At 59.5% G+C, this 18757-nt stretch carries 13 protein-coding genes; 3 read left to right on the top strand and 10 right to left on the bottom strand.

All coding sequences use genetic code 11. The features are described 5' to 3' along the window. Positions 1-3 precede the first annotated feature (3 nt). The 3 genes from GSQ91_RS22070 to GSQ91_RS22060 form a co-directional block, all read right to left on the bottom strand. Positions 4-864: an NAD(+)/NADH kinase gene (locus tag GSQ91_RS22070; RefSeq protein ID WP_158823935.1), complete on the bottom strand. Its 861-nt coding sequence runs from the start codon at positions 862-864 to the stop codon at positions 4-6. A 120-nt stretch (positions 865-984) separates the two neighbouring features. After that, on the bottom strand, positions 985-1761 hold the full coding sequence (locus tag GSQ91_RS22065; RefSeq protein WP_158823934.1) for a TlyA family RNA methyltransferase: 777 nt from the start codon (positions 1759-1761) through the stop codon (positions 985-987). Positions 1762-2104: 343 nt separating this feature from the next. Then, positions 2105-3661, bottom strand: coding sequence for a YncE family protein (locus GSQ91_RS22060; RefSeq protein WP_158823933.1), 1557 nt, complete (start codon positions 3659-3661; stop codon positions 2105-2107). Positions 3662-4017: 356 nt separating this feature from the next. Between GSQ91_RS22060 and GSQ91_RS22055 the strand changes: the two genes are divergently transcribed. The 3 genes from GSQ91_RS22055 (at position 4018) to GSQ91_RS22045 (ending at position 9198) form a co-directional block, all read left to right on the top strand. Further along, positions 4018-6171 (top strand): protein-disulfide reductase DsbD, encoded by a 2154-nt coding sequence (locus GSQ91_RS22055; protein ID WP_254064821.1) that lies wholly within the window; start codon positions 4018-4020, stop codon positions 6169-6171. Between the two features lie 255 nt (positions 6172-6426). Continuing rightward, positions 6427-7770 carry a Gfo/Idh/MocA family protein gene (locus GSQ91_RS22050; protein WP_158823931.1) on the top strand — a complete coding sequence of 448 codons (1344 nt, stop codon included), beginning with the start codon at positions 6427-6429 and terminating at the stop codon, positions 7768-7770. Between the two features lie 24 nt (positions 7771-7794). Next, on the top strand, positions 7795-9198 hold the full coding sequence (locus tag GSQ91_RS22045) for a VCBS repeat-containing protein (RefSeq protein ID WP_254064820.1): 1404 nt from the start codon (positions 7795-7797) through the stop codon (positions 9196-9198). 286 nt (positions 9199-9484) lie between these two features. On the opposite strand, the gene GSQ91_RS22040 is transcribed toward GSQ91_RS22045, so the two are convergent. From GSQ91_RS22040 to purL, 7 genes are read right to left on the bottom strand one after another with little or no spacing between them, the layout of a single operon-like run. Then, positions 9485-10561: a 5-(carboxyamino)imidazole ribonucleotide synthase gene (locus GSQ91_RS22040; protein ID WP_158823929.1), complete on the bottom strand. Its 1077-nt coding sequence runs from the start codon at positions 10559-10561 to the stop codon at positions 9485-9487. Continuing rightward, the gene (purE, locus tag GSQ91_RS22035; RefSeq protein WP_158823928.1) at positions 10558-11058 is read right to left on the bottom strand and encodes a 5-(carboxyamino)imidazole ribonucleotide mutase; all 501 of its coding nucleotides are present in this window, start codon (positions 11056-11058) and stop codon (positions 10558-10560) included. Before purE ends, GSQ91_RS22040 begins: the two co-directional genes overlap by 4 nt. Then, positions 11058-11630: a phosphoribosylglycinamide formyltransferase gene (gene purN, locus GSQ91_RS22030; RefSeq protein WP_158823927.1), complete on the bottom strand. Its 573-nt coding sequence runs from the start codon at positions 11628-11630 to the stop codon at positions 11058-11060. Before purN ends, purE begins: the two co-directional genes overlap by 1 nt. Continuing rightward, positions 11627-12949, bottom strand: a complete 1323-nt coding sequence (gene purD, locus GSQ91_RS22025; protein ID WP_158823926.1) for a phosphoribosylamine--glycine ligase — start codon at positions 12947-12949, stop codon at positions 11627-11629. Before purD ends, purN begins: the two co-directional genes overlap by 4 nt. Continuing rightward, positions 12946-13899: a phosphoribosylaminoimidazolesuccinocarboxamide synthase gene (locus GSQ91_RS22020; RefSeq protein ID WP_158823925.1), complete on the bottom strand. Its 954-nt coding sequence runs from the start codon at positions 13897-13899 to the stop codon at positions 12946-12948. The genes purD and GSQ91_RS22020 overlap by 4 nt, the downstream gene beginning before the upstream one ends. A 5-nt stretch (positions 13900-13904) precedes the next feature. Then, the gene (gene purM, locus GSQ91_RS22015; RefSeq protein WP_158823924.1) at positions 13905-14960 is read right to left on the bottom strand and encodes a phosphoribosylformylglycinamidine cyclo-ligase; all 1056 of its coding nucleotides are present in this window, start codon (positions 14958-14960) and stop codon (positions 13905-13907) included. Between the two features lie 9 nt (positions 14961-14969). Next, a complete protein-coding gene (purL, locus tag GSQ91_RS22010) occupies positions 14970-18752 on the bottom strand; it encodes a phosphoribosylformylglycinamidine synthase (protein WP_158823923.1) in 3783 nt (1260 codons plus the stop codon). Positions 18753-18757 lie beyond the last annotated feature (5 nt).

Below are 18757 nucleotides of genomic sequence, written 5' to 3'. Positions count from 1 at the left end.
GCCTTACCGCTCGCCCCAGCTCAACTTCGACCGCAACACGTTGAACAGCCCATTCGGATGCAGCCGCAGTAGATGTACGCTGCGCTCCGACCGTCGACAGAGGATACGATCGTCGAGCAGCAGTTCTACGGCCTCCTGCCCATCGACCGTGAGATACGTCTCATGCGGTACCCCGTCGACCGAAACGCAGATCTCGGAGCTTCCTGGAACAACAATCGGCCGAATCGTAAGCAGGTGCGGGCAGATCGCCGTAAGCACCATCGCATCGACACTCGGAATCAGAATGGGGCCATCTGCTGCCAGTGTGTACGCTGTTGAGCCGGTAGGTGTGGAGACGATGACGCCGTCGGCGCGGAAGCGGGCTACGAATTGACCGTCTAGTTCGATTGCAAACTCACCCATGCGAGCGATAGCGCCTTTGGAGAGCACGACGTCATTCAGCGCGTCCCACTGACGAAATGGCTGGCCATCGCGTATAAGCTCCGCGTGCATCAGGCTGCGCGCATCGACGATGGCTTTGCCCTGCATCCATGCTTCAAACGTCATGTACAGCTCAGCCAGCGGCACCTCGGTCAAAAATCCGAGGGAGCCAAGATTGACCCCGAGAATAGGGGTATCGGTCTTGGCAAACGCCCGCGCCGCCGAGAGCAAAGTCCCGTCACCGCCGAGCGAGATCACAATCGAGGGTTCATGGCATGGTAACTCCGGCCGCTCGATAGCATCGTTGCTGCGGCCAATGTAGGCCGCACTCTCAGGATCGAGAACTGAGTCGAACTCGTGTTCTTTGAGCCACGTGATCAGTTCGGGCAGGAGAGTTTCCAGCTCGGGCTTTTGCGGCTTGGAGATGATGGCGGCTATCGGCATTATGAGTAGTGTAAGTGTAACCGCGTCATGCTGAGCAACTCCCGTATAGATGTAGAGCGAGTCACAGGTCTATACGCTGTTTTTTTCCAAGAAAAACAGCACTCGCAGGGTTTGTCCACTTCACAGTGATACGGGAGTTGCTCCAAAACGGGCCCGCAGCAGAAACTCGCGGTTCCCTTCCATGCCAAGTATCGGCGAATCGATCAGCGCAAGTGCCTCGCCTCCGAGTCCACGCACAGCGGCTTCGACGCGGTCGACTGCGAGCTGCTGCGCCGCCGGATCGCGAACGATGCCACCCTTACCGACGTGCTCGCGCCCTGCCTCAAACTGAGGCTTTACGAGAATGACCGCATTCCCGGCCCAGCGACTGCCCTCTGGAGCAAGCGCCGCCACAACCGCAGGCAGCACCAGGGTCGCCGAGATAAAGCTGACGTCCATGCAAAAAAAGAGGACTGGCTGCGGCGCATGCGGCAACAGAGACCCGGGCGTAAGCGTACGGGCATTCGTACGCTCCAGAAGCGTCACGCGCGGGTCTACACGCAGCTTGTGCGCGATCTGACCATAACCCGTATCGACCGCCAGCACGCTGGCTGCATTGCGCTGCAACAGGCAGTCGGTAAAACCGCCGGTAGAGGCGCCGATATCGGCACAGGCAAGGCCCTCCACGGCAATCGACCATGTCTCGAGCGCATGTTCCAGCTTGAGGCCTCCACGCCCGACAAAGCGCAGGTCGTCACCCAGCATGCGTAGAGAAGCCTCTGCCTCGACGGCTGTCCCAGGCTTATCGACGCGCTGCTCCTCGACGAGCACTCGCCCAGCCAGAATGAGGGCCTGCGCACGTTCACGAGAAGCCGCCAACCCGCGATCTACCAATAGCTTGTCAAGACGAAGTTTCATAGGCGCTGTTGCCTGTCAATCTTTCCAAATGACCGATGAGCCACTTGCAAAATTCAAATGCGATCCTGGTTCAAATCGTGCAGCCGGGATGGGGTGCAAACGACATAAACGAGCAGTCGTGCCGATTCGGGCTAAGTTGAAAATCAAGAATAACTCATTTATTATCAATAATATGAAAGGATTATCCGGAAACGTTTGGAATTATCCTGGCGGACGCAAACTGTTGTTTTTGTACGCCCTGTATTGTGCCAGCATCTTCATGGGGTGAGGTTTCAAGCTTCCCCTAATGCGAGAGACCCGCCCCCAGGGGCGGGTCTCTTGTATAGGTCCAATAGCCCAGCTACTATCGTTCATTAACCAGCACACGAACACCCGTTCCCTGGAGGTTGATATGCGCCTGGACGGTGTTGTTATCGGTGCGAAGGATAGTCAGGTATCTGTCATCCGGCGACGTAATGTACACCTTGCCGGTCGGCGATCCTGTAGTCGCCGATACCGTGTTCGGATGGCCGAAGACCGTATTTGCCACGCTGCCCGTAGTATCGGGTACATCAGCACCATATGGAATTGTCGTCACCTGATAGTTAGAGAGATTCACAACACTCACAGAAGCTCCAGCTCCCGTACCCGTAGTGCCCGAGTTCACAACATAGGCCTGGGTACCATCTACCAGCATCGAAACCATCGTCGGATTGATGCCCACAGGAATGGTTGCCACGATTGTTCCAAAACCCGTCGCATCGGTTGGATTGGTCGTGCTGCAATTGGGATTTGCTGGCTGCGTGTTGATATTGCAAAGCGGAATATTGATGAGGCTCAAAGACCCAGGATTCACGCCATCACCCTGGTTCAGTACCACCAGTTCGTTAGTCGTCAGGGTGTAGTCCGCCCATACCGGATTAGGAGCGGTGGTCCCACTCGGGGTCGTGATATTCGGCAGGGGAATCGTGCCAACCGGCGGAGTTGTGCCATCCGGCTGTTGGGGATACTGCACCCCGGTATCCAGTGCATTGTTCACTACGTTGATCACCGAAACCGTGCCCGATCCCTGGTTAAGGATGTAGGCCCGTTTGGCGTCGGAGGTCATCACCCCATAGACCGGATTTATCCCCACCGGGATCGTGGCGGAGATAGCTAACTGCGTGCCTTCGATGGCCGACGCTTCTCCGAGGCCACCCGCGCTTGGCTCGCTGAGCGCATAGACGCGCTGCGTGCCGTCATACCCAACCACAAACGCGGGTACCTGAGTCGGGTCGGCGAAGGTGATGGACTGCAGCAGAGAGGGGCCGGAGGTAACGTTCAGCGCAGCAATGGATGCCGGAACGGCCGGGCTGAGCGACGAGTCTCCAGCCTGGGTGACGAAGACTGTCGAACCGGTGCTGATCACCGTGATGGCCTCTACACTAGTTGGATTCGCTCCGGTCGCAAGCGTAGACTGCACAACGTCCTGGGACAGCAGGCTTGTCGGAAGGCTGAGAGGAAAGTCTGCAAAGCCCCCCCCTGAGGTGGAAGAGGTAGTGCACGAAGCAGAATTGGGGTTGACGATAAACCCTGTAGAGCCAGTGGCTATGTCGATCGAAAAGATATTCGGATTGACCGGGCAGGTACGGCTAGTGGGCGGAAGAATAAAATTATTATTGCTGGCAGGGCCAATATTCGGCGTCGAAAGCACCGTATCACCCGAAACATCAACAATAGTGATCAACCCTGTCAGACCTGTCCCTGGGTTGGAGATCGCCACGGCATACTTTGTGGGCTGTCCGGCGGGGCCGACAGGGTTGGTGGCTGTGACGACCGGGCGGTACTGGTTGCCGCAACCGGACGTAAAGAGCACCGCTGCGAGACCCGTCGTGAGGATGGCCAGAGAATGGCGCCTCCCCTTTGCTGCTGCTTGTTGCATCGCTACTCCGTGCAAAACTGCTCCTAACAAACCTTGGAGAAACCGCTCAAGCCGATCACTCGATACCGGCCCCATTAACCTCTGATTGTAACCGAGGAGGCTGCCTTGCCCCACCCAACATTTCATCTCGACCGGAAAGCGGGGTCCCCGGGGTAGACGTTTTTTGTTCACTCGGGTGCAATGCAGCACCTTTACCACTATTGACGGTTTGACGAAACCCTCAGTTTACTCGTGCCAGCAACACTGCCGGTTCGCGTTCCCCTATACCCATGCTTCGACCGAAGGTGGGAGCATGGGTCAATGGAGATGACAACGTTCAGATATGTACATCTTCCATGAGCTTCTACAATAACCAAATGGATCTACGACGTTCCCTTCGCGACCTGCTGCGCTTCACATCGGCCATGATTGCCCTTATGCTTTGCGCCGCTGCTCCTGCAGCCCGCGCGCAGATCGCCGAGGTCGGCGACGGCGGCCCTGGCCCCGTAAAAGCCCCGCATCTCACCGTGGAGCTCACCGCGTTGTCCCCACAGGTCGCCGTTGGCGGCCAGGTGCAGGCGGGTCTGGTCATCACCATTGAGGAACACTGGCACGTCTACTGGATCAACGCCGGAGACTCCGGCGAGCCGCCCCGGATCACCTGGACGCTTCCCACGGGCATTACAGCTGGTCCGATGCAGTTTCCTCCCCCATCGCAGCTTCCGCTCGGTCCGCTGATGGACTTCGGCTATGAAGACCAGGTCGCCTTTCCCTTTACCGTAACCGCCGCACCCACCTTAAAACCCGGCAAAGTTCACCTGGACGCCCATGTGAACTGGCTGGTGTGCAGCAGTCAGTGCCTGCCGGGCAAAGCGCATCTCGGGCTCGATCTCGACGTTGTGAAAGGTCCATTGCCGGCGCCTCCGGTCGTCGGCGCGCTCGGCGAAGCGGTCACGAGCCTTCCCAAGTCTCTGCGTCCGGATATGAGTGTTGCTGTGATGGGCGGAGCCAAAGAGTTCGTCATCACCCTGAAAACCGGCGGACGCGAGCAGGAGGCTGAGTTCTACCCGTTCGATCAGGAACAGATCGACAATGCCGCCGACCAGACCGTCGAACCGCTGCCGGATGGCATACGGGTTCGAGTGCAGCGCGCCTCCGATTCGACCTCTTCTAAGCAGCTCGCGCCCCTGCCCGCAACGCTTCACGGACTCCTCAAACTGACCGACACCGAGGCCTACGAATTTACAGCCAAGGTCGTGCCTGGCGAAGTGCCCACCGCTGCGGGAGGAAGAAAGAGCTCCGATACCACCAGCGCAAAAGATGTGACCCTGTTCAGCGCCATCGGCCTCGCGTTCCTGGGCGGATTGCTGCTCAACCTTATGCCCTGCGTCTTCCCCGTGCTGTTCCTCAAGGGCATGGCGCTGGTGCACTCCTCCACGGAAGAGCGCGGACGCCAGCGAGCTCATGGGCTTGTCTACACGCTGGGAATCGTCTTCTCGTTCTGGGTCGTGGTCGCCGTGCTGCTCGTGCTGCGGACGACAGGCAAAGAACTGGGCTGGGGCTTCCAGCTTCAGTCACCGGCGTTCGTTGCCGTGCTGGCCGCGTTCTTCTTCTTCCTCGCACTGTCGCTCGCGGGGCAGTTTGAACTCGGGCTCTCTCTCACCAGCGCTGGTGGAGGCCTGGCCAAGAAGCAAGGCCTGACAGGCAGCTTCTTTACCGGCGTGCTCGCCACCGTCGTCGCAACGCCCTGCACAGGCCCGCTGATGGGCGCGGCCATCGGCTTTGCACTGGCACAGCCGGCGTGGCTCACCTTCCTCGTATTCACGGCGCTGGCGCTCGGCCTCGCGCTGCCCTACCTCGCACTCACCATGCAACCGCAGTGGACGAGCATTCTGCCCAAGCCCGGCGCCTGGATGGAGGTGCTCAAGCAGCTCACCTCGGTCATCCTGTTCGCCACTGCCATATGGCTCGCATGGGTCTTCGGACACCTCTACGCAAACGATGGCATCGACCGCATCGTCGCTCTGATGGCCTGCTTCCTGGTGCTGGCCATTGCAGGCTGGGCACTAGGGCGTTGGCCCGCCAAATGGGGTTCGGGGATCGTCGCCGTTTTGTTGATCGCAGGAGCGCTTTACTTTCCGTTGCGTAAGCCCACAGTTGAGACACTCGTCTGGCAGCCCTACACGCAGGCGAACTTCGATGCCGCACGCGCCTCAGGCAAGCCCGTCTTCATCGACTTCACTGCGGCCTGGTGCCTGAGCTGCCAGGTCAACGAACGTGCCGTTCTGCGTTCATCCGATGTTGAGAAGAAACTCATCAGCAACCAGGTGCAGTTGCTCAAGGCCGACTGGACCCAGTATGACCCGCAGATTACAGAAGAGCTTGGCTCATTGGGACGCAGCGGTGTTCCTACGTACGTCATTTACCCGGCGGGCAAAACCTCCAACCCAGACGTCCTGCCGGAGCTGCTGACGAAGGACATTGTGCTGAAGGCGATTGAGAAGGACACGAAGACAGACTCAAGCAACTGATAGTACTGCCAACTCGGGCGCCCGAAAAGCTCTGACGCAACGGGCGCGGCGGTTCGCAACGGTACGCGACGGAGACAGTGCTTATGACAAAGTATTCTCCCCTCCGGTCGGGGGGCCATCTTCGGCGTGTTTTTTTTGCGCTGCTGGAGCGAGTTAACAAGGTATACGAAAGTTCGTATTTCACAATGTCCTGTTCATTCCTCTATAGTGGTACCGATTCCAGCGGCACCATCACATCACGAGGATGAGCAAGCAATGCGTTACTTCGATCGTAGAAATTTCCTTCAATCGGCTGCAAAGGCTGCAGCTCTAGCCGGCACTGCATCCTACCTTCGCCCCTTGTTTGCACAGGAGGCGTCCCCGCGGTCGCCGAATGACAACATCCAGCTAGCGCTCATCGGCGCGGGTATCCAGGGGCAGTTTGACACCAAAACAGCCATCCAGGTTCCTGGCGTCAAACTCGTTGCTGTGGCCGATTGCTACGACGGCCGCCTGACCCATGCGAAGGAACTCTGGGGCGCCGATATCTTCACCACCCGCGACTACCGCGAGATTCTCAGCCGCAAAGATGTCGACGCCGTTCTGATTGCAACACCCGATCACTGGCATAAACAGGCCGCCGTGGACGCCATGCACGCCGGCAAGGATGTCTATCTCGAAAAGCCCATGATCCATCTCTACTCGGATGGCCCACAGATCATTGAGGCGGCCCGATCGACCAACCGCATTCTGCAGGTAGGCAGCCAGCGCGTCAGCAACATTCTCTACTCCAAGGCGCGGGATCTGCTTGCTTCCGGCGCCATCGGCAAGCTCAACATGGTCACCGCGCGCTGGGACCGCAACTCGTCCACCGGCGCCTGGAATTACTCCGTCCCGCTCGATGCCTCGCCCGAGACCTGCGACTGGCCTCGTTTCCTCGGCTCCGCCCCCAAAATTCCATTCTCAGGCGAACGCTTCTTCCAGTGGCGCAAGTGGAAAGACTACGGCTCTGGTGTGGCCGGAGATCTGTTCGTGCATCTCTTTAGCGGTACGCACTTCATCACGGGCTCGCACGGCCCCACACGTGCCATGGCCACCGGCGGCCTCCGCTATTGGAAGGACGGCCGCGACGTCGATGATGTTCTCCTCGGCTTGCTCGATTACCCGGAGGGCTTCAACCTCAGCCTACGCGTCAACTTTGTCGATGGCGGTGAGGAGAGCGAAGGCTTCCTCTTCACCGGGTCCGAAGGACAGATGGAGATCACCACAAGATCCGTCACCGTCACCCGCAGTCCCATGTCGAAGGAGCCCGGCTACACGGTCTCTACCTTCGCCGACGCCATGCAGAAACAGTACGTTGATGAGTACCGCAAGAAATATCCCATCGAGCATCCTGCCGGCCCACCGCCGCGCGACGTCGAAACCTTCGTCGTCCCCGATGGCTACCTGGATAGCTACGACCACTTCCACAACTTCTTCGACGCTGTGCGTACTCGCAAACCAGTCGTGGAAGACGCGACCTTTGGTTTCCGCGCCGCGGGCGCTGCTTTGCTCTGCAACCTCAGTGTCGACCGCGATAGCGTCGTGCACTGGAATCCTGAAACCATGAAGATCGTATAACCTTCCGATTCGATGGAGTGTACTGTGAAACTGTCTCTGAAGCACCTCGCGTTCCTGTTACCCCTCGTTGCGATCAACGCCGCGCAAGCACAGGACCCCGCTCACGCTACCGAGTTCCGCATGCAACATCCCGGCAACGGCCCTGGCGGCGAATCTCGCATCGCATTTCTCGTCCATCGCCTCGGCACGGATCACGCGGAGGGCATCTCCATGCTCGATATGAATGGCGATGGTTTCACCGATCTGCTCAGCGGCGCTTACTGGTATGAGAATCCCGGCGCGAACGGTGGTGAGTGGAAGCAGCACCAGTTCCGAACTGTTGGCATTCACAACGAGTTCGTGAACGACTGCGGGGAATGGGTCGTCGATGTGGATCACGATGGCCTGCCTGATCTCGTCACCACCGGATGGATCTCCGGCGGCCTGTGGTGGTATCGCAATCCGGGGCCCAAGGCGGTTGCAGCCGGCGAGCAGTGGAAGGCCGAAAAGATCACCGACAGCTTTGATACCGAAGGTGGGGCATTTGCCGACATCAACGGTGATGGCAAGCCCGACATCGCATTGGCGCACTACAACCGTTCGGGTGTTCTGTGGGTCGACTTCAGCAAAGACAAGCCACGAGTGCATCACCTTGGCGGTCCCGAACAGGATGGACACGGCATCGGCATCGTCGATATCAACGGTGACGGAAAGGCCGATGTCCTCACACCTCATGGCTGGTTCGAGCAGATCGACGCAGACAACGATAAATGGGTGTGGCACGCGGACTGGGACCTTGGCGATACCGGCTTTCCTATTCTCGGCTACGACGTAAACCACGATGGCAAGATGGATCTCATCTACGGCCAGGGTCATGGCTATGGTCTCTACTGGCTGGAGCAAGCCGGAACGCCTGCCCACCGGGTATGGATACGCCATACCATCGACGAATCCTTCTCGCAGTCGCACGCGCTCGCCTTGGTCGACATCGATGGCGATGGCACACCGGAACTAATCACAGGGAAGCGCTATCGTGGTCACGCCGGCGACGACCCCGGATCTTATGACCCTGTCGTCGTCTACGCGTACAAACTTCCTACCGCCGCATCGTTTCCTCCTTCCAAAGGCCACTCCAAAGGGGCACAGCAACCGGCCTCAGGCACGATGCGAATCGCTGACAGCAAAGACGACCCGGTCTTCACCCGTATTGCACTTTCGGTCAATGGCACAGCCAGTGCCGGAACTCAGTTTGTTGCGGCCGACTTCGACCACGACGGAGATATCGACCTCGCCAGCGCAGGCAAACTAGGGGTGCATGTCTTCGAGAACCTGAAGATCGACAAAGTGCCCAAGCCTGTCCGCGAAGAGACGCAACCCCTCAACCGCACCTGGCCTTTCCCTGGCGAGGGCAAAGAAGTGGAACAGGAAGACGGTCCTAAGCCACAGTAGTAGAACTGCTCTTCTAGAGCAGGTTCCGTATTACGGTGAAGCGGTATGGGATCGGGTGCCCCACCCTCGGCGCGGCTTCATCGCGGCTAGGGTGGGCATCGCCCGAAGGGCGATCGCTCCTGCCCACGCTTTTACGCCCACAGGCCTTCGCGTCGATACCCAGCGTGATAGTACAAACGCCATCCATAAAACAAACATGGGCAGGAGCGGTCGCGCTATTCGCGCGATGCCCACCTTAGGCGCAAAAAACGCGCCGAAGATGGGGCACCCGGATTTATGGCTTGTTCTAAGTTTCCAAAAGCCGTTGCCACTCCGCAATATCCGCAGATGCAGACGCCGGAAACGTCAGATGCCCGACCTTGCGGCCAGGCCTTGCCTCTTTGCCATAGTCGTGCCGAGACAGCGTTGGAAACTGCTCCGTCTCCGCCACCAGAGGCATCGTTCCAATGCAGTTCAGCATGACCGTCGGACGGCTCTCCGTGCTGCCGAGCTCCATACCGAGAATGGCGCGCAGATGATTTTCAAACTGCGAAGTCTTTGAGCCTTCAATCGTCCAATGCCCTGAGTTATGGACGCGCGGCGCCATCTCGTTGGCCAGCAGCATCTCTCCCTGCACGAAGAACTCAATAGCCAGCACACCGACATAGTCGAGCTCTTCGAGCACTTTTGTCATGTGAGCCTCAGCTTGCCCCTGCAGACTCTCCGCATGGGCATAAGGCGCGATGGAGGTTCGCAGAATGCCATCGCGATGATGGTTCTGGATCAGCGGATAGAACACAATCTGTCCTATCCGGCTGCGTGCCGCGATCAGGGACACCTCCGCATCGAACCGCAGCATGCCCTCGAGAATGCAGGGCACGCCTCCGATCTCATCCCATGCAGCAGCCGCATCTTCTGGGCGATACAACCGCACCTGCCCCTTGCCGTCATAGCCCATGCGACGGGTCTTGAGGATCGCCGGCAGCCCGGTGGACTCTATTGCTCGCTCCAGATCCTGCAGGCTGTCGACAGAGGCAAACGGCGCGACGCCGATGCCGCACGATTGAAAGAAACGCTTCTCCGGCAAGCGGTCCTGTGCGATACCGACAGCCCGCGCATTCGGATAGAGATTCAGTCCATGCAGCACAGCAGCATGGATGTTTTCACTTTCGATGGTGACAAGATCAACCTGCGCGGCAAATGCGGCGACTGCTGCAGCATCGTCCAGGTCGACGGGGACCACCTGCGCAACCTGTTCGGCACAGTCACCGGGCTGGCCCGCGCAGAGTATCTGCACGCCGAGCGGCTTGGCGGCCTGCGCCAGCATGAGCGCGAGTTGTCCAGCGCCGAGGATACCGACTTGTGGCCGAAGAGTCTGTGTCATACGCGCGGATTCGGATTCTTCAATACGGTTTTGGTCTGCGTGCTGCGGAATTTTTCCAGCTTCTGCGCGAGGGTCTTATCTTCATGCGCAAGAATCGCCGCCGCAAACAAGGCCGCGTTCTTCGCTCCCGCTGCACCAATGGCAAACGTTGCGACGGGAATCCCCGCAGGCATCTGAGCGATCGACAGCAGCGAATCCAATCCATCCAGCGCGCGGCTCTTCACCGGAACACCGAGCACAGGGAGGCTCGTCTTGGCCGCGACCATGCCGGGAAGGTGCGCCGCTCCCCCCGCACCCGCGATGATGAGGCGCAGACCGCGGTCCTTTGCGCTCTCCGCATACTTCATCATCTTGTCCGGCGTGCGATGCGCGGAGACCACCTCGGCCTCATAGCCGATACCGAACTCGTCCAGCACCTTCGCGGCCTCTTCCATCGTCGGCCAATCGGACTTCGAGCCCATGATGATTCCGACCTGGATAATTTTCTTCTTTGCCATTAAGCTCTCCAACTCTGCAAGACTTCGACGAAGGCTTCCTGCTCCAGAGCCTGCACACGGTCCTTCAGGCTGTCCACCGTATCACCCGGCAACACGGCGCAACGCTTCTGCAACACAATCGGGCCGGCATCGACATCTTCCGTCACCTGGTGAATCGTACAGCCGGTCTCGGTTACACCTGCTGCCAGAACCGCCTCATGCACGCTCTTGTTCATCTTGCCGCCAAAGGCCGGCAGCAGCGAGGGGTGCACATTGAGCAGCCGCCCACGCCACGCAGCCACGAACGATGCGGAGACGATGCGCATATAGCCGATCAGCAGAACGAGCTGTACGCCCGCCTGTTGCAGGGCCTCGGTTACCTGCGCGTCGTACACCTCACGCGTAAGCCCCGCAGGCGAAAGAGAGACGGACGGAATGCCGTGATCCGCAGCGCGCTGCAGAATTGGCGCTGTCGCCTTATCCGACACAATCAGCGCGAGATCTACATCCAGCGTGCCGCCTGCGATCGCGTCGATAACTCCCTGCAACGCAGTACCGCGAGTTGAGCCAAGAACTCCAACCTTCAGACTCATGCAGACCTCAGCGATTTCATATGTTCCACCCGGCGATCAATGAGCGTAGCCGTACCGATATCCACGCGATGGAAGAAGGGGCCGGGTATCTGCTGCACCACCTGCTCGCACAGCACCTCTGCTTGAGCGATGGTTGCGGCTTTACCAACAACCGCAACAGTGCGCGAGCCGGTCGCGATCAGTTGCCCCTCCTTGACATCGACAGCACTCAAAAACAGCGTGACATCCGGCGGCAATTGCGTTGGAAGATGCACCGCATCGCCCTTGCGTGGCGTATCGGGATATCCGTCAGGCACGATGTACTTGCAGACGCTGGCTTCGCGTGCGAAGTCGACCGACTGTTGATCCAGGGTTTGATCGACGATAGAGCGGCACACCGCAACGAAGTCCGTTTCGAGCAGCGACAGCAGATTGAGAGACTCCGGGTCCCCAAAGCGTGCGTTGTATTCGATCAGCTTGACGCCGTCCTTCGTCGCCATAAAGCCACCATACAAGATGCCCCGATAGGGAGCGCCACAGTCCTCGGCCAGCGCTTTCGCTACGCGCTCATTGATCGACTGAGCGGCGGCGATATCGGCATCGGTCAGAAATGGCAGCTTGTGGTCTGCATCCGTGTAGGTTCCCATACCGCCGGTGTTCGGGCCCTTGTCTCCCTCGTAGGCACGTTTGTGGTCCTGTACCGCGGGCATATGACGTAGGGTCTTACCATCGCAGAAACTCATCAGAGAAAACTCTTCGCCTTCGATCTTCTCTTCAATAACAAACGGATGGCCGGCCGCGGCAAGCTCATGGCAGAAGGCGAGGCTATCGTCCAACGACAGCAGATGATCGCCGCAGACCTTTACGCCCTTGCCGCCAGCCAGTCCATCATCCTTGATGACGTGCTGATTCGGAAAACGCGTGAGGACTGCCTCCAGACCATCGAGCGACTCGAACCGCTGAAAGAAGGGGTTGCCGGGGATGTTGTGCTTTGCCAGCAGCTCACGGGCGAAGCCCTTGCTCGATTCGATACGCGCCAGTGCCTGTGTCGGGCCTACGACAGGAATCTTTGCCGTCCACAGCGCATCGGCAACCCCTACCGCCAGCGGCGCTTCGGGACCGACGATCGCCATCGTCGGCGCGTGCTCGGCAGCAAACGCGACTACCCTCTTCGGGTCCACGATGCTGCCAATCCCATACGCCGCACAGAGCGCTGCAATCCCCGGATTGCGTGCGCCGCTGAAACAGATCAGCTTAGGCCGTTGCGGCGAACGCGCCAGTGCTTCGGCAATGGCATGCTCACGCGCGCCCGAGCCGATGATGAGGATCGTTTCCTTCATGCCGATAAACTCGCTATAACCGTGGCGTCCAACGGACGCAGGTCCGGCACGAACACCGTACCCGTGATCTTTTCGAAGAGTTGAATGTAACGCGAGGCCAGTTCTGCGATGAGGTCATCGGGAGGCACCGGAAGAATCGCATCCTTGTAGGGATCGCAGCGCTCGCGAAACCATAGCCGGAAGAACTCCTTGTCGATCATCTCCGGCTCCTGCCCTGCAGCCAGTCGTGACGCATAGCTATCGGCCAGCCAGTAGCGGCTGGAGTCCGGCGTGTGGATCTCGTCGATCAGCAGGATCTCGCCATCACCAGCGACGCCAAACTCGTACTTGGTATCGACAAGAATCAATCCATGCTCCGCCGCGATCTTCTGGCCGAAGGCGAACAGCGCAAGCGCCTTCGCGGAACAGAACTCCCACTGCTCCGCCGTCAGCCAGCCCTCAGTGACGATCTCCTCCGCCGTGATCGGGCGATCGTGCGCGGTCTCCTTCGTCGTCGGCGTCACGATGTTCTGCTGCAGCTTCTCGTTCTTGCGCATGCCGTCGGGCAGCGTGAGGTCGTAGTACTGACGCACACCCTTCGCATACTGCGTCCAGATAGAAGTGTCGGTCGAACCGGTGAGGTAGCCGCGGACGACGAACTCAATCGGCAGCACCTTGCACTTGCGCGCCAGCAGCGCGTTCGCATGCGGACTGCCGAGCACATGGTTTCCGACGATGTGCTTCGTCGCCGTGAACCAGTGCAGCGAGGTGCGGTTGAGCACCTGGCCCTTGAATGGAATCGCACCAAGCATGCGGTCGAAACCACTCTGACGATCGGTAGTGACGAGCAGTAAACGCTCGTTACCGAGGTCATAGGTATCGCGTACCTTGCCGGGATACTTGTCCAGCAAAGGCAGGTTGGTCTCCGTCAGGCAATGAGGAATAGCGTCAATGAGTAGCTGGCGATCCATTTGATTTATTCACCACCAAACCGCACGCCGGAAGCATTAGCCTCAACGCGGCCAAGCTGCCAAACGCGCAATGCTGGGAAACTGCCAATCGCAGCAGCCAGGTCGTCTTGCAGGCCTGCAGGTGCGATGATCACGAGACCGACGCCCATATTGAATGTCCGGTGCATCTCAAGGTCGTCGATGCTGCCGAGCTTCTGCATCGTCGCGAAGACAGGCTGCGGCGTCCACGTCGCACGGTCGATCACCACACCCAACCCCTCAGGCAGAATGCGTGGAACATTTTCCACTAAGCCGCCGCCAGTAATGTGCGCCATGCCTTTGACTGGAATGCCGGCCCCAAGGATGCTCTGCACCGGCGCGACGTAGTTGGCATGCGGCGCGAGCAGCACATCGGCGAGCGACTTACCGCCAAACTCTTCCGGCTTCGCATCAATGGCATAGCCACCAATCTCGAAGAAGAGCTTGCGGGCCAGCGAAAAGCCATTGGTATGCAGGCCGCTGGAGTTGATGGCGTAGAGCACATCACCCGGCGCAATGGTAGCTCCGGTTAACAACTTCTCACGCTCGACGACGCCGGTTACAAATCCAACGACATCGAGATCGCCCTCGGCGTATACCGCCGGCATCTCCGCTGTCTCGCCACCGACCAACGCGATGCCTGCGTCGAAACATGCCGCGCTCATGCCGCGGACAAGCTCCTCCACAATCGCAGGGTCTGTCTTGTGCAGGCCAACGTAGTCGAGAAACGTCAGCGGCTTCGCGCCCATCACAACGATGTCACCTGCAACTGCGGCAACGAGATCGCGGCCAAGGTCTTCGTAGCGTCCAGCCATCACGGTGACTTTTGTTTTGGTCCCGACACCATCAGTGCTCTGCACCATCACCGGCTCGCTCATGCCCTTCAGCGCATCGCCCAGCGAAAACAGCGTGCCAAACGATCCGAGTCCGGTCAACACCGCAGCCGAGTGCGTGCGTGCGACGTGCGACTTGATACGCCGCACTGCTTCATTACCGGCCTCGATGTCCACTCCGGCGGACTTGTAATCAATCTTCGCGCTCAAACTCTCTCCTTACCTCACCCATCTGCGAGCATTGTCAAACATACGTTGCCATGGGCTGTGCTGCAATTTTCGTGTCCAGGTGTGTTGCAAACCCAGCGCGACGCGCTCCGGATGAGGCATCAGGATCAGCGCACGACCATCGGCGCTGCTCAATCCTGCAACACCCTGTACAGAGCCGTTCGGATTGAGCGGATAGTGCTCCGTCACATGGCCGTACGTGTCTATGAAGCGCAGAGCGGTTAGATCTCCGTCTACTCCTGCATAACCTTCGCCGTGCGCGACTACGATAGGAACCTTAGCCCCAGTCATGCCACTAAAGAATAGTGACGGCGTGTCCTGAACTTCGACCATGCACACTCGCGCTTCAAATCGTGCTGACACGTTGCGCCCGAAGAGCGGCCACGCCGAGGCACCGGGAATGATGTCTCGCAGCTGCGCCATCATCTGGCAACCGTTGCAGACGCCGAGCGAGAAGGTGTCCTCGCGATGAAAGAAGTCGGTGAACTGGTCCTTCAAGCGGTCGTTGAACAAGATCGTCTTCGCCCATCCGCTCCCCGCGCCCAGCACGTCGCCGTAAGAGAAGCCGCCGCAAGCTGCGAGACCGCTGAAGTCCCCTAAGTTCGCTCGGCCAGCAAGAAGATCACTCATCGCTACATCGACTGCAGTAAATCCTGCACGGTCGAAGGCAGCGGCCATCTCTACCTGTCCGTTTACGCCCTGCTCGCGAAGAATCGCCACACGGGGGCGGGTGCTATGGAAGAATGGTGCGCTGACACGCTCCGCAGGTTCAAACGGTGTACTCACCGACAAGCCTGGACGGGCTACCTCATCGAGCAACGCAAACTCCTGCGCAGCGCACTCCGGATTGTCGCGCAGAGACTGAATATGGAAGCTCGTCTCGGCCCACATCTTCTGCAACGCTGTGCGCGTATTGCTGTAGACAACCTGCTCGCCCTGACGAAAGACGATCTCATTACCTGGAGCGCTGTGACCGATTGCCCGCGCGGCAAGTCCTGCGGACTTTAGAGCATTGAGCACAGTCAGCGCGTCGTCGCTCGCAACCTGAATCACAGCTCCAAGCTCTTCACTGAACAAGGTACCGAGATCGGCGCTGGGAAGATCGATCTCCAGGCCCATCTGTCCGGCAAAGGCCATCTCCACGAGCGTGACGAAGAGACCGCCATCGCTGCGGTCGTGATAGGCGAGGAGTTTTTGCTCGCGGTTGAGCCGCTGAATCGACTCGAAGAATGCTTTTACTGTCGCAGGCTGCGGTGCATCCGGAGACTGATCACCCATCTGGCTGTAGACCTGCGCGAGGCACGATCCGCCAAGGCGATTTTTGCTCTCACCCAGATCGATCAGAATCAACGAGGTCTCGCCCGCTTGCAGTTGCGGCGTCAGCGTGCGGCGCGCATCGATCACGGGCGCAAAGCCGGAGACGATCAGCGACAGCGGGGACACCACAGCCTTTTCCGTCTCGCCCTCGCGCCACTTCGTCTTCATCGACATCGAGTCTTTGCCGACAGGAATCGTCATCCCCAGTGCGGGGCAGAACTCCATGCCAACAGCATGTACCGCGTCGAAGAGTTTCTGGTCTTCATTGCCCTGCCCTGCAGCGGCCATCCAGTTGGCCGAGAGCTTGATGTCGGAGAGCTCACTGATGGCTGCTCCCGCCATATTGGTAATCACTTCGCCCACAGCCATGCGCGCCGAGGCTGCCGCATCGATCACAGCCAGCGGGGTGCGTTCGCCCACGGCCATCGCCTCGCCGGTGGTTGTGTCGTACGAGGTAAGCGTCACGGCACAGTCAGCGACAGGAACCTGCCACGGGCCAACCATCTGGTCCTGCACGACCATGCCACTGATACTGCGGTCGCCAATCGTAATCAGGAATGATTTCGATGCAATCGTCGGCAGTCTCAGTAGACGCTCCACGGCATCCGCGACCGTTACGCCGGATAGATCCAGCGGCGTTGTCTTGAGGTCTGTGCGGGTAAACGCCCGTTCCATCTTCGGCGGCTTACCGAAGAGCACCTGCAGCGGCAGATCGATCGGCTTCTCTGCTCCGTCATTCAGCGTCAGATGCGGCTCCTGCTCCGCATAGCCGATCACGGCAAACGGGCAGCGCTCGCGCGTGCAGATCTCTTCAAAGGTTGCGAGGTCTTCAGGCGCTATCGCCAGAACATAGCGCTCCTGCGACTCGTTGCACCATGTTTCCAGCGGGCTCAGACCAGCTTCGCCGCGCGGAATAGCGTTCAGGTCGAACGTGCCGCCGCAGCCACCATCTTTCACCAACTCAGGAAAGGCATTCGACAATCCACCCGCGCCGACATCGTGAATGAATGCAATCGGATTGCTCTCTCCGCGCTGCCAGCTGCGGTCGATGACCTCTTGTGCGCGGCGCTCCATCTCGGCGTTGTCGCGCTGCACAGAGGCAAAGTCCAGTTCGGTGTTGCCGCCGCCAGCGCTGCTCGAAGCCGCACCACCGCCAAGGCCGATCAGCATCGCCGGACCACCCAGCACGACCAGCGCATAGCCGGGCTTCATCGCGCCCTTTTCGACGTGCTCCTCGCGGATATTGCCCAGTCCGCCCGCGAGCATGATGGGCTTGTGATAGCCCCAAACTTGGCCTTCGTTCTCTTGCTCATACGTCCGGAAGTAGCCGCACAGATTGGGCCGTCCGAACTCGTTATTGAACGCCGCCGCACCCAACGGCCCTTCGATCATGATGTCGAGCGGAGAGGCGATGTGCGCAGGGCGGCCATACGGCTGCTCCCACGGCTGCGGGGCCTGCGGCAAATCAAGATTGGAAACGGTAAATCCGCTCAGCCCAGCCTTCGGCTTTGCGCCACGGCCAGTTGCCCCTTCATCGCGAATCTCACCACCCGAGCCAGTCGCGGCACCGGGCCACGGAGAGATTGCCGTTGGGTGATTGTGCGTCTCGACCTTCAGCAGGATGTGGATGTCTTCTTCGTGATAGCCGTACGTGTTCCCCTCGGCATCGGGGAAGAACCTTCCGCCGCGCGACCCGCGAATGACCGCCGCGTTATCCCGGTAGGCCGAGAGCACGTTGTCGCCGGAGACTTCGTTGGTATTGCGAATCATCTGGAACAAGGAACGCGGCTGCTTCTCGCCGTCGATCGTCCATGTGGCATTGAAGATCTTGTGACGGCAATGCTCGCTGTTGGCCTGCGCGAACATGTACAGCTCAACGTCAGTCGGATTGCGGCCCAGCTTTTTGAACTCCGCAACGAGATAGTCGATCTCATCCGCCGCCAGCGACAGGCCAAGCTCACGATCCGCCGCCGCAATCGCAGCAGCACCGTTGCCCAGCACATCGATGTGCGCCAGCGGTTTCTGCTGCCGCGGAGCAAACAGTGCCTGCAGCTCTTCAGCACTCTCGAAGAAGACGCTCTCGGTCATGCGATCGTGCAGAGCGCCGACAAGCGCCTTCACATCGTGCGCGCCCGCAATATGCACGACACGCGCACGCTCAATCCGCTCGATGTTGCTAAAGCCCGTATTGTGCAGGATGTCCGTGGCCTTGCTGGACCATGGCGACTGCGTACCCAGACGAGGAGCTATCCAGACGCTGGCTCCGGAGAGTATCTCCGCGTCATGCCCCAGCAGTTCGGCCAGCCGCGTCTCGTCGACTGCGCCCTCGCGCACTGACAGCAAATAGAGATACGACACTGAAACGCCGGAGACACCCGCGTCCAGCACGCGCAGGCGCTCGGCGAGCCGCTTAGCCTCAAACGGCGTCAGCGCTGCCGGACCCGGCAGCACGCGCACCGATG

This window comes from Granulicella sp. S156, from assembly GCF_009766105.1.
Lineage (GTDB): Bacteria > Acidobacteriota > Terriglobia > Terriglobales > Acidobacteriaceae > Granulicella.
This window is presented reverse-complemented; position numbering and strand designations above follow the sequence as displayed.

Excerpts from the sequence above, each read along its gene's own strand:
- GSQ91_RS22070 (WP_158823935.1), bottom strand. The coding sequence starts at position 864 with ATGCCGATAGCCGCCATCATCTCCAAGCCGCAAAAGCCCGAGCTGGAA.
- GSQ91_RS22065 (WP_158823934.1), bottom strand. The coding sequence starts at position 1,761 with ATGAAACTTCGTCTTGACAAGCTATTGGTAGATCGCGGGTTGGCGGCT.
- GSQ91_RS22060 (WP_158823933.1), bottom strand. The coding sequence starts at position 3,661 with ATGCAACAAGCAGCAGCAAAGGGGAGGCGCCATTCTCTGGCCATCCTC.
- GSQ91_RS22055 (WP_254064821.1), top strand. The coding sequence starts at position 4,018 with ATGGATCTACGACGTTCCCTTCGCGACCTGCTGCGCTTCACATCGGCC.
- GSQ91_RS22050 (WP_158823931.1), top strand. The coding sequence starts at position 6,427 with ATGCGTTACTTCGATCGTAGAAATTTCCTTCAATCGGCTGCAAAGGCT.
- GSQ91_RS22040 (WP_158823929.1), bottom strand. The coding sequence starts at position 10,561 with ATGACACAGACTCTTCGGCCACAAGTCGGTATCCTCGGCGCTGGACAA.
- purE (WP_158823928.1), bottom strand. The coding sequence starts at position 11,058 with ATGGCAAAGAAGAAAATTATCCAGGTCGGAATCATCATGGGCTCGAAG.
- purN (WP_158823927.1), bottom strand. The coding sequence starts at position 11,630 with ATGAGTCTGAAGGTTGGAGTTCTTGGCTCAACTCGCGGTACTGCGTTG.
- purD (WP_158823926.1), bottom strand. The coding sequence starts at position 12,949 with ATGAAGGAAACGATCCTCATCATCGGCTCGGGCGCGCGTGAGCATGCC.
- GSQ91_RS22020 (WP_158823925.1), bottom strand. The coding sequence starts at position 13,899 with ATGGATCGCCAGCTACTCATTGACGCTATTCCTCATTGCCTGACGGAG.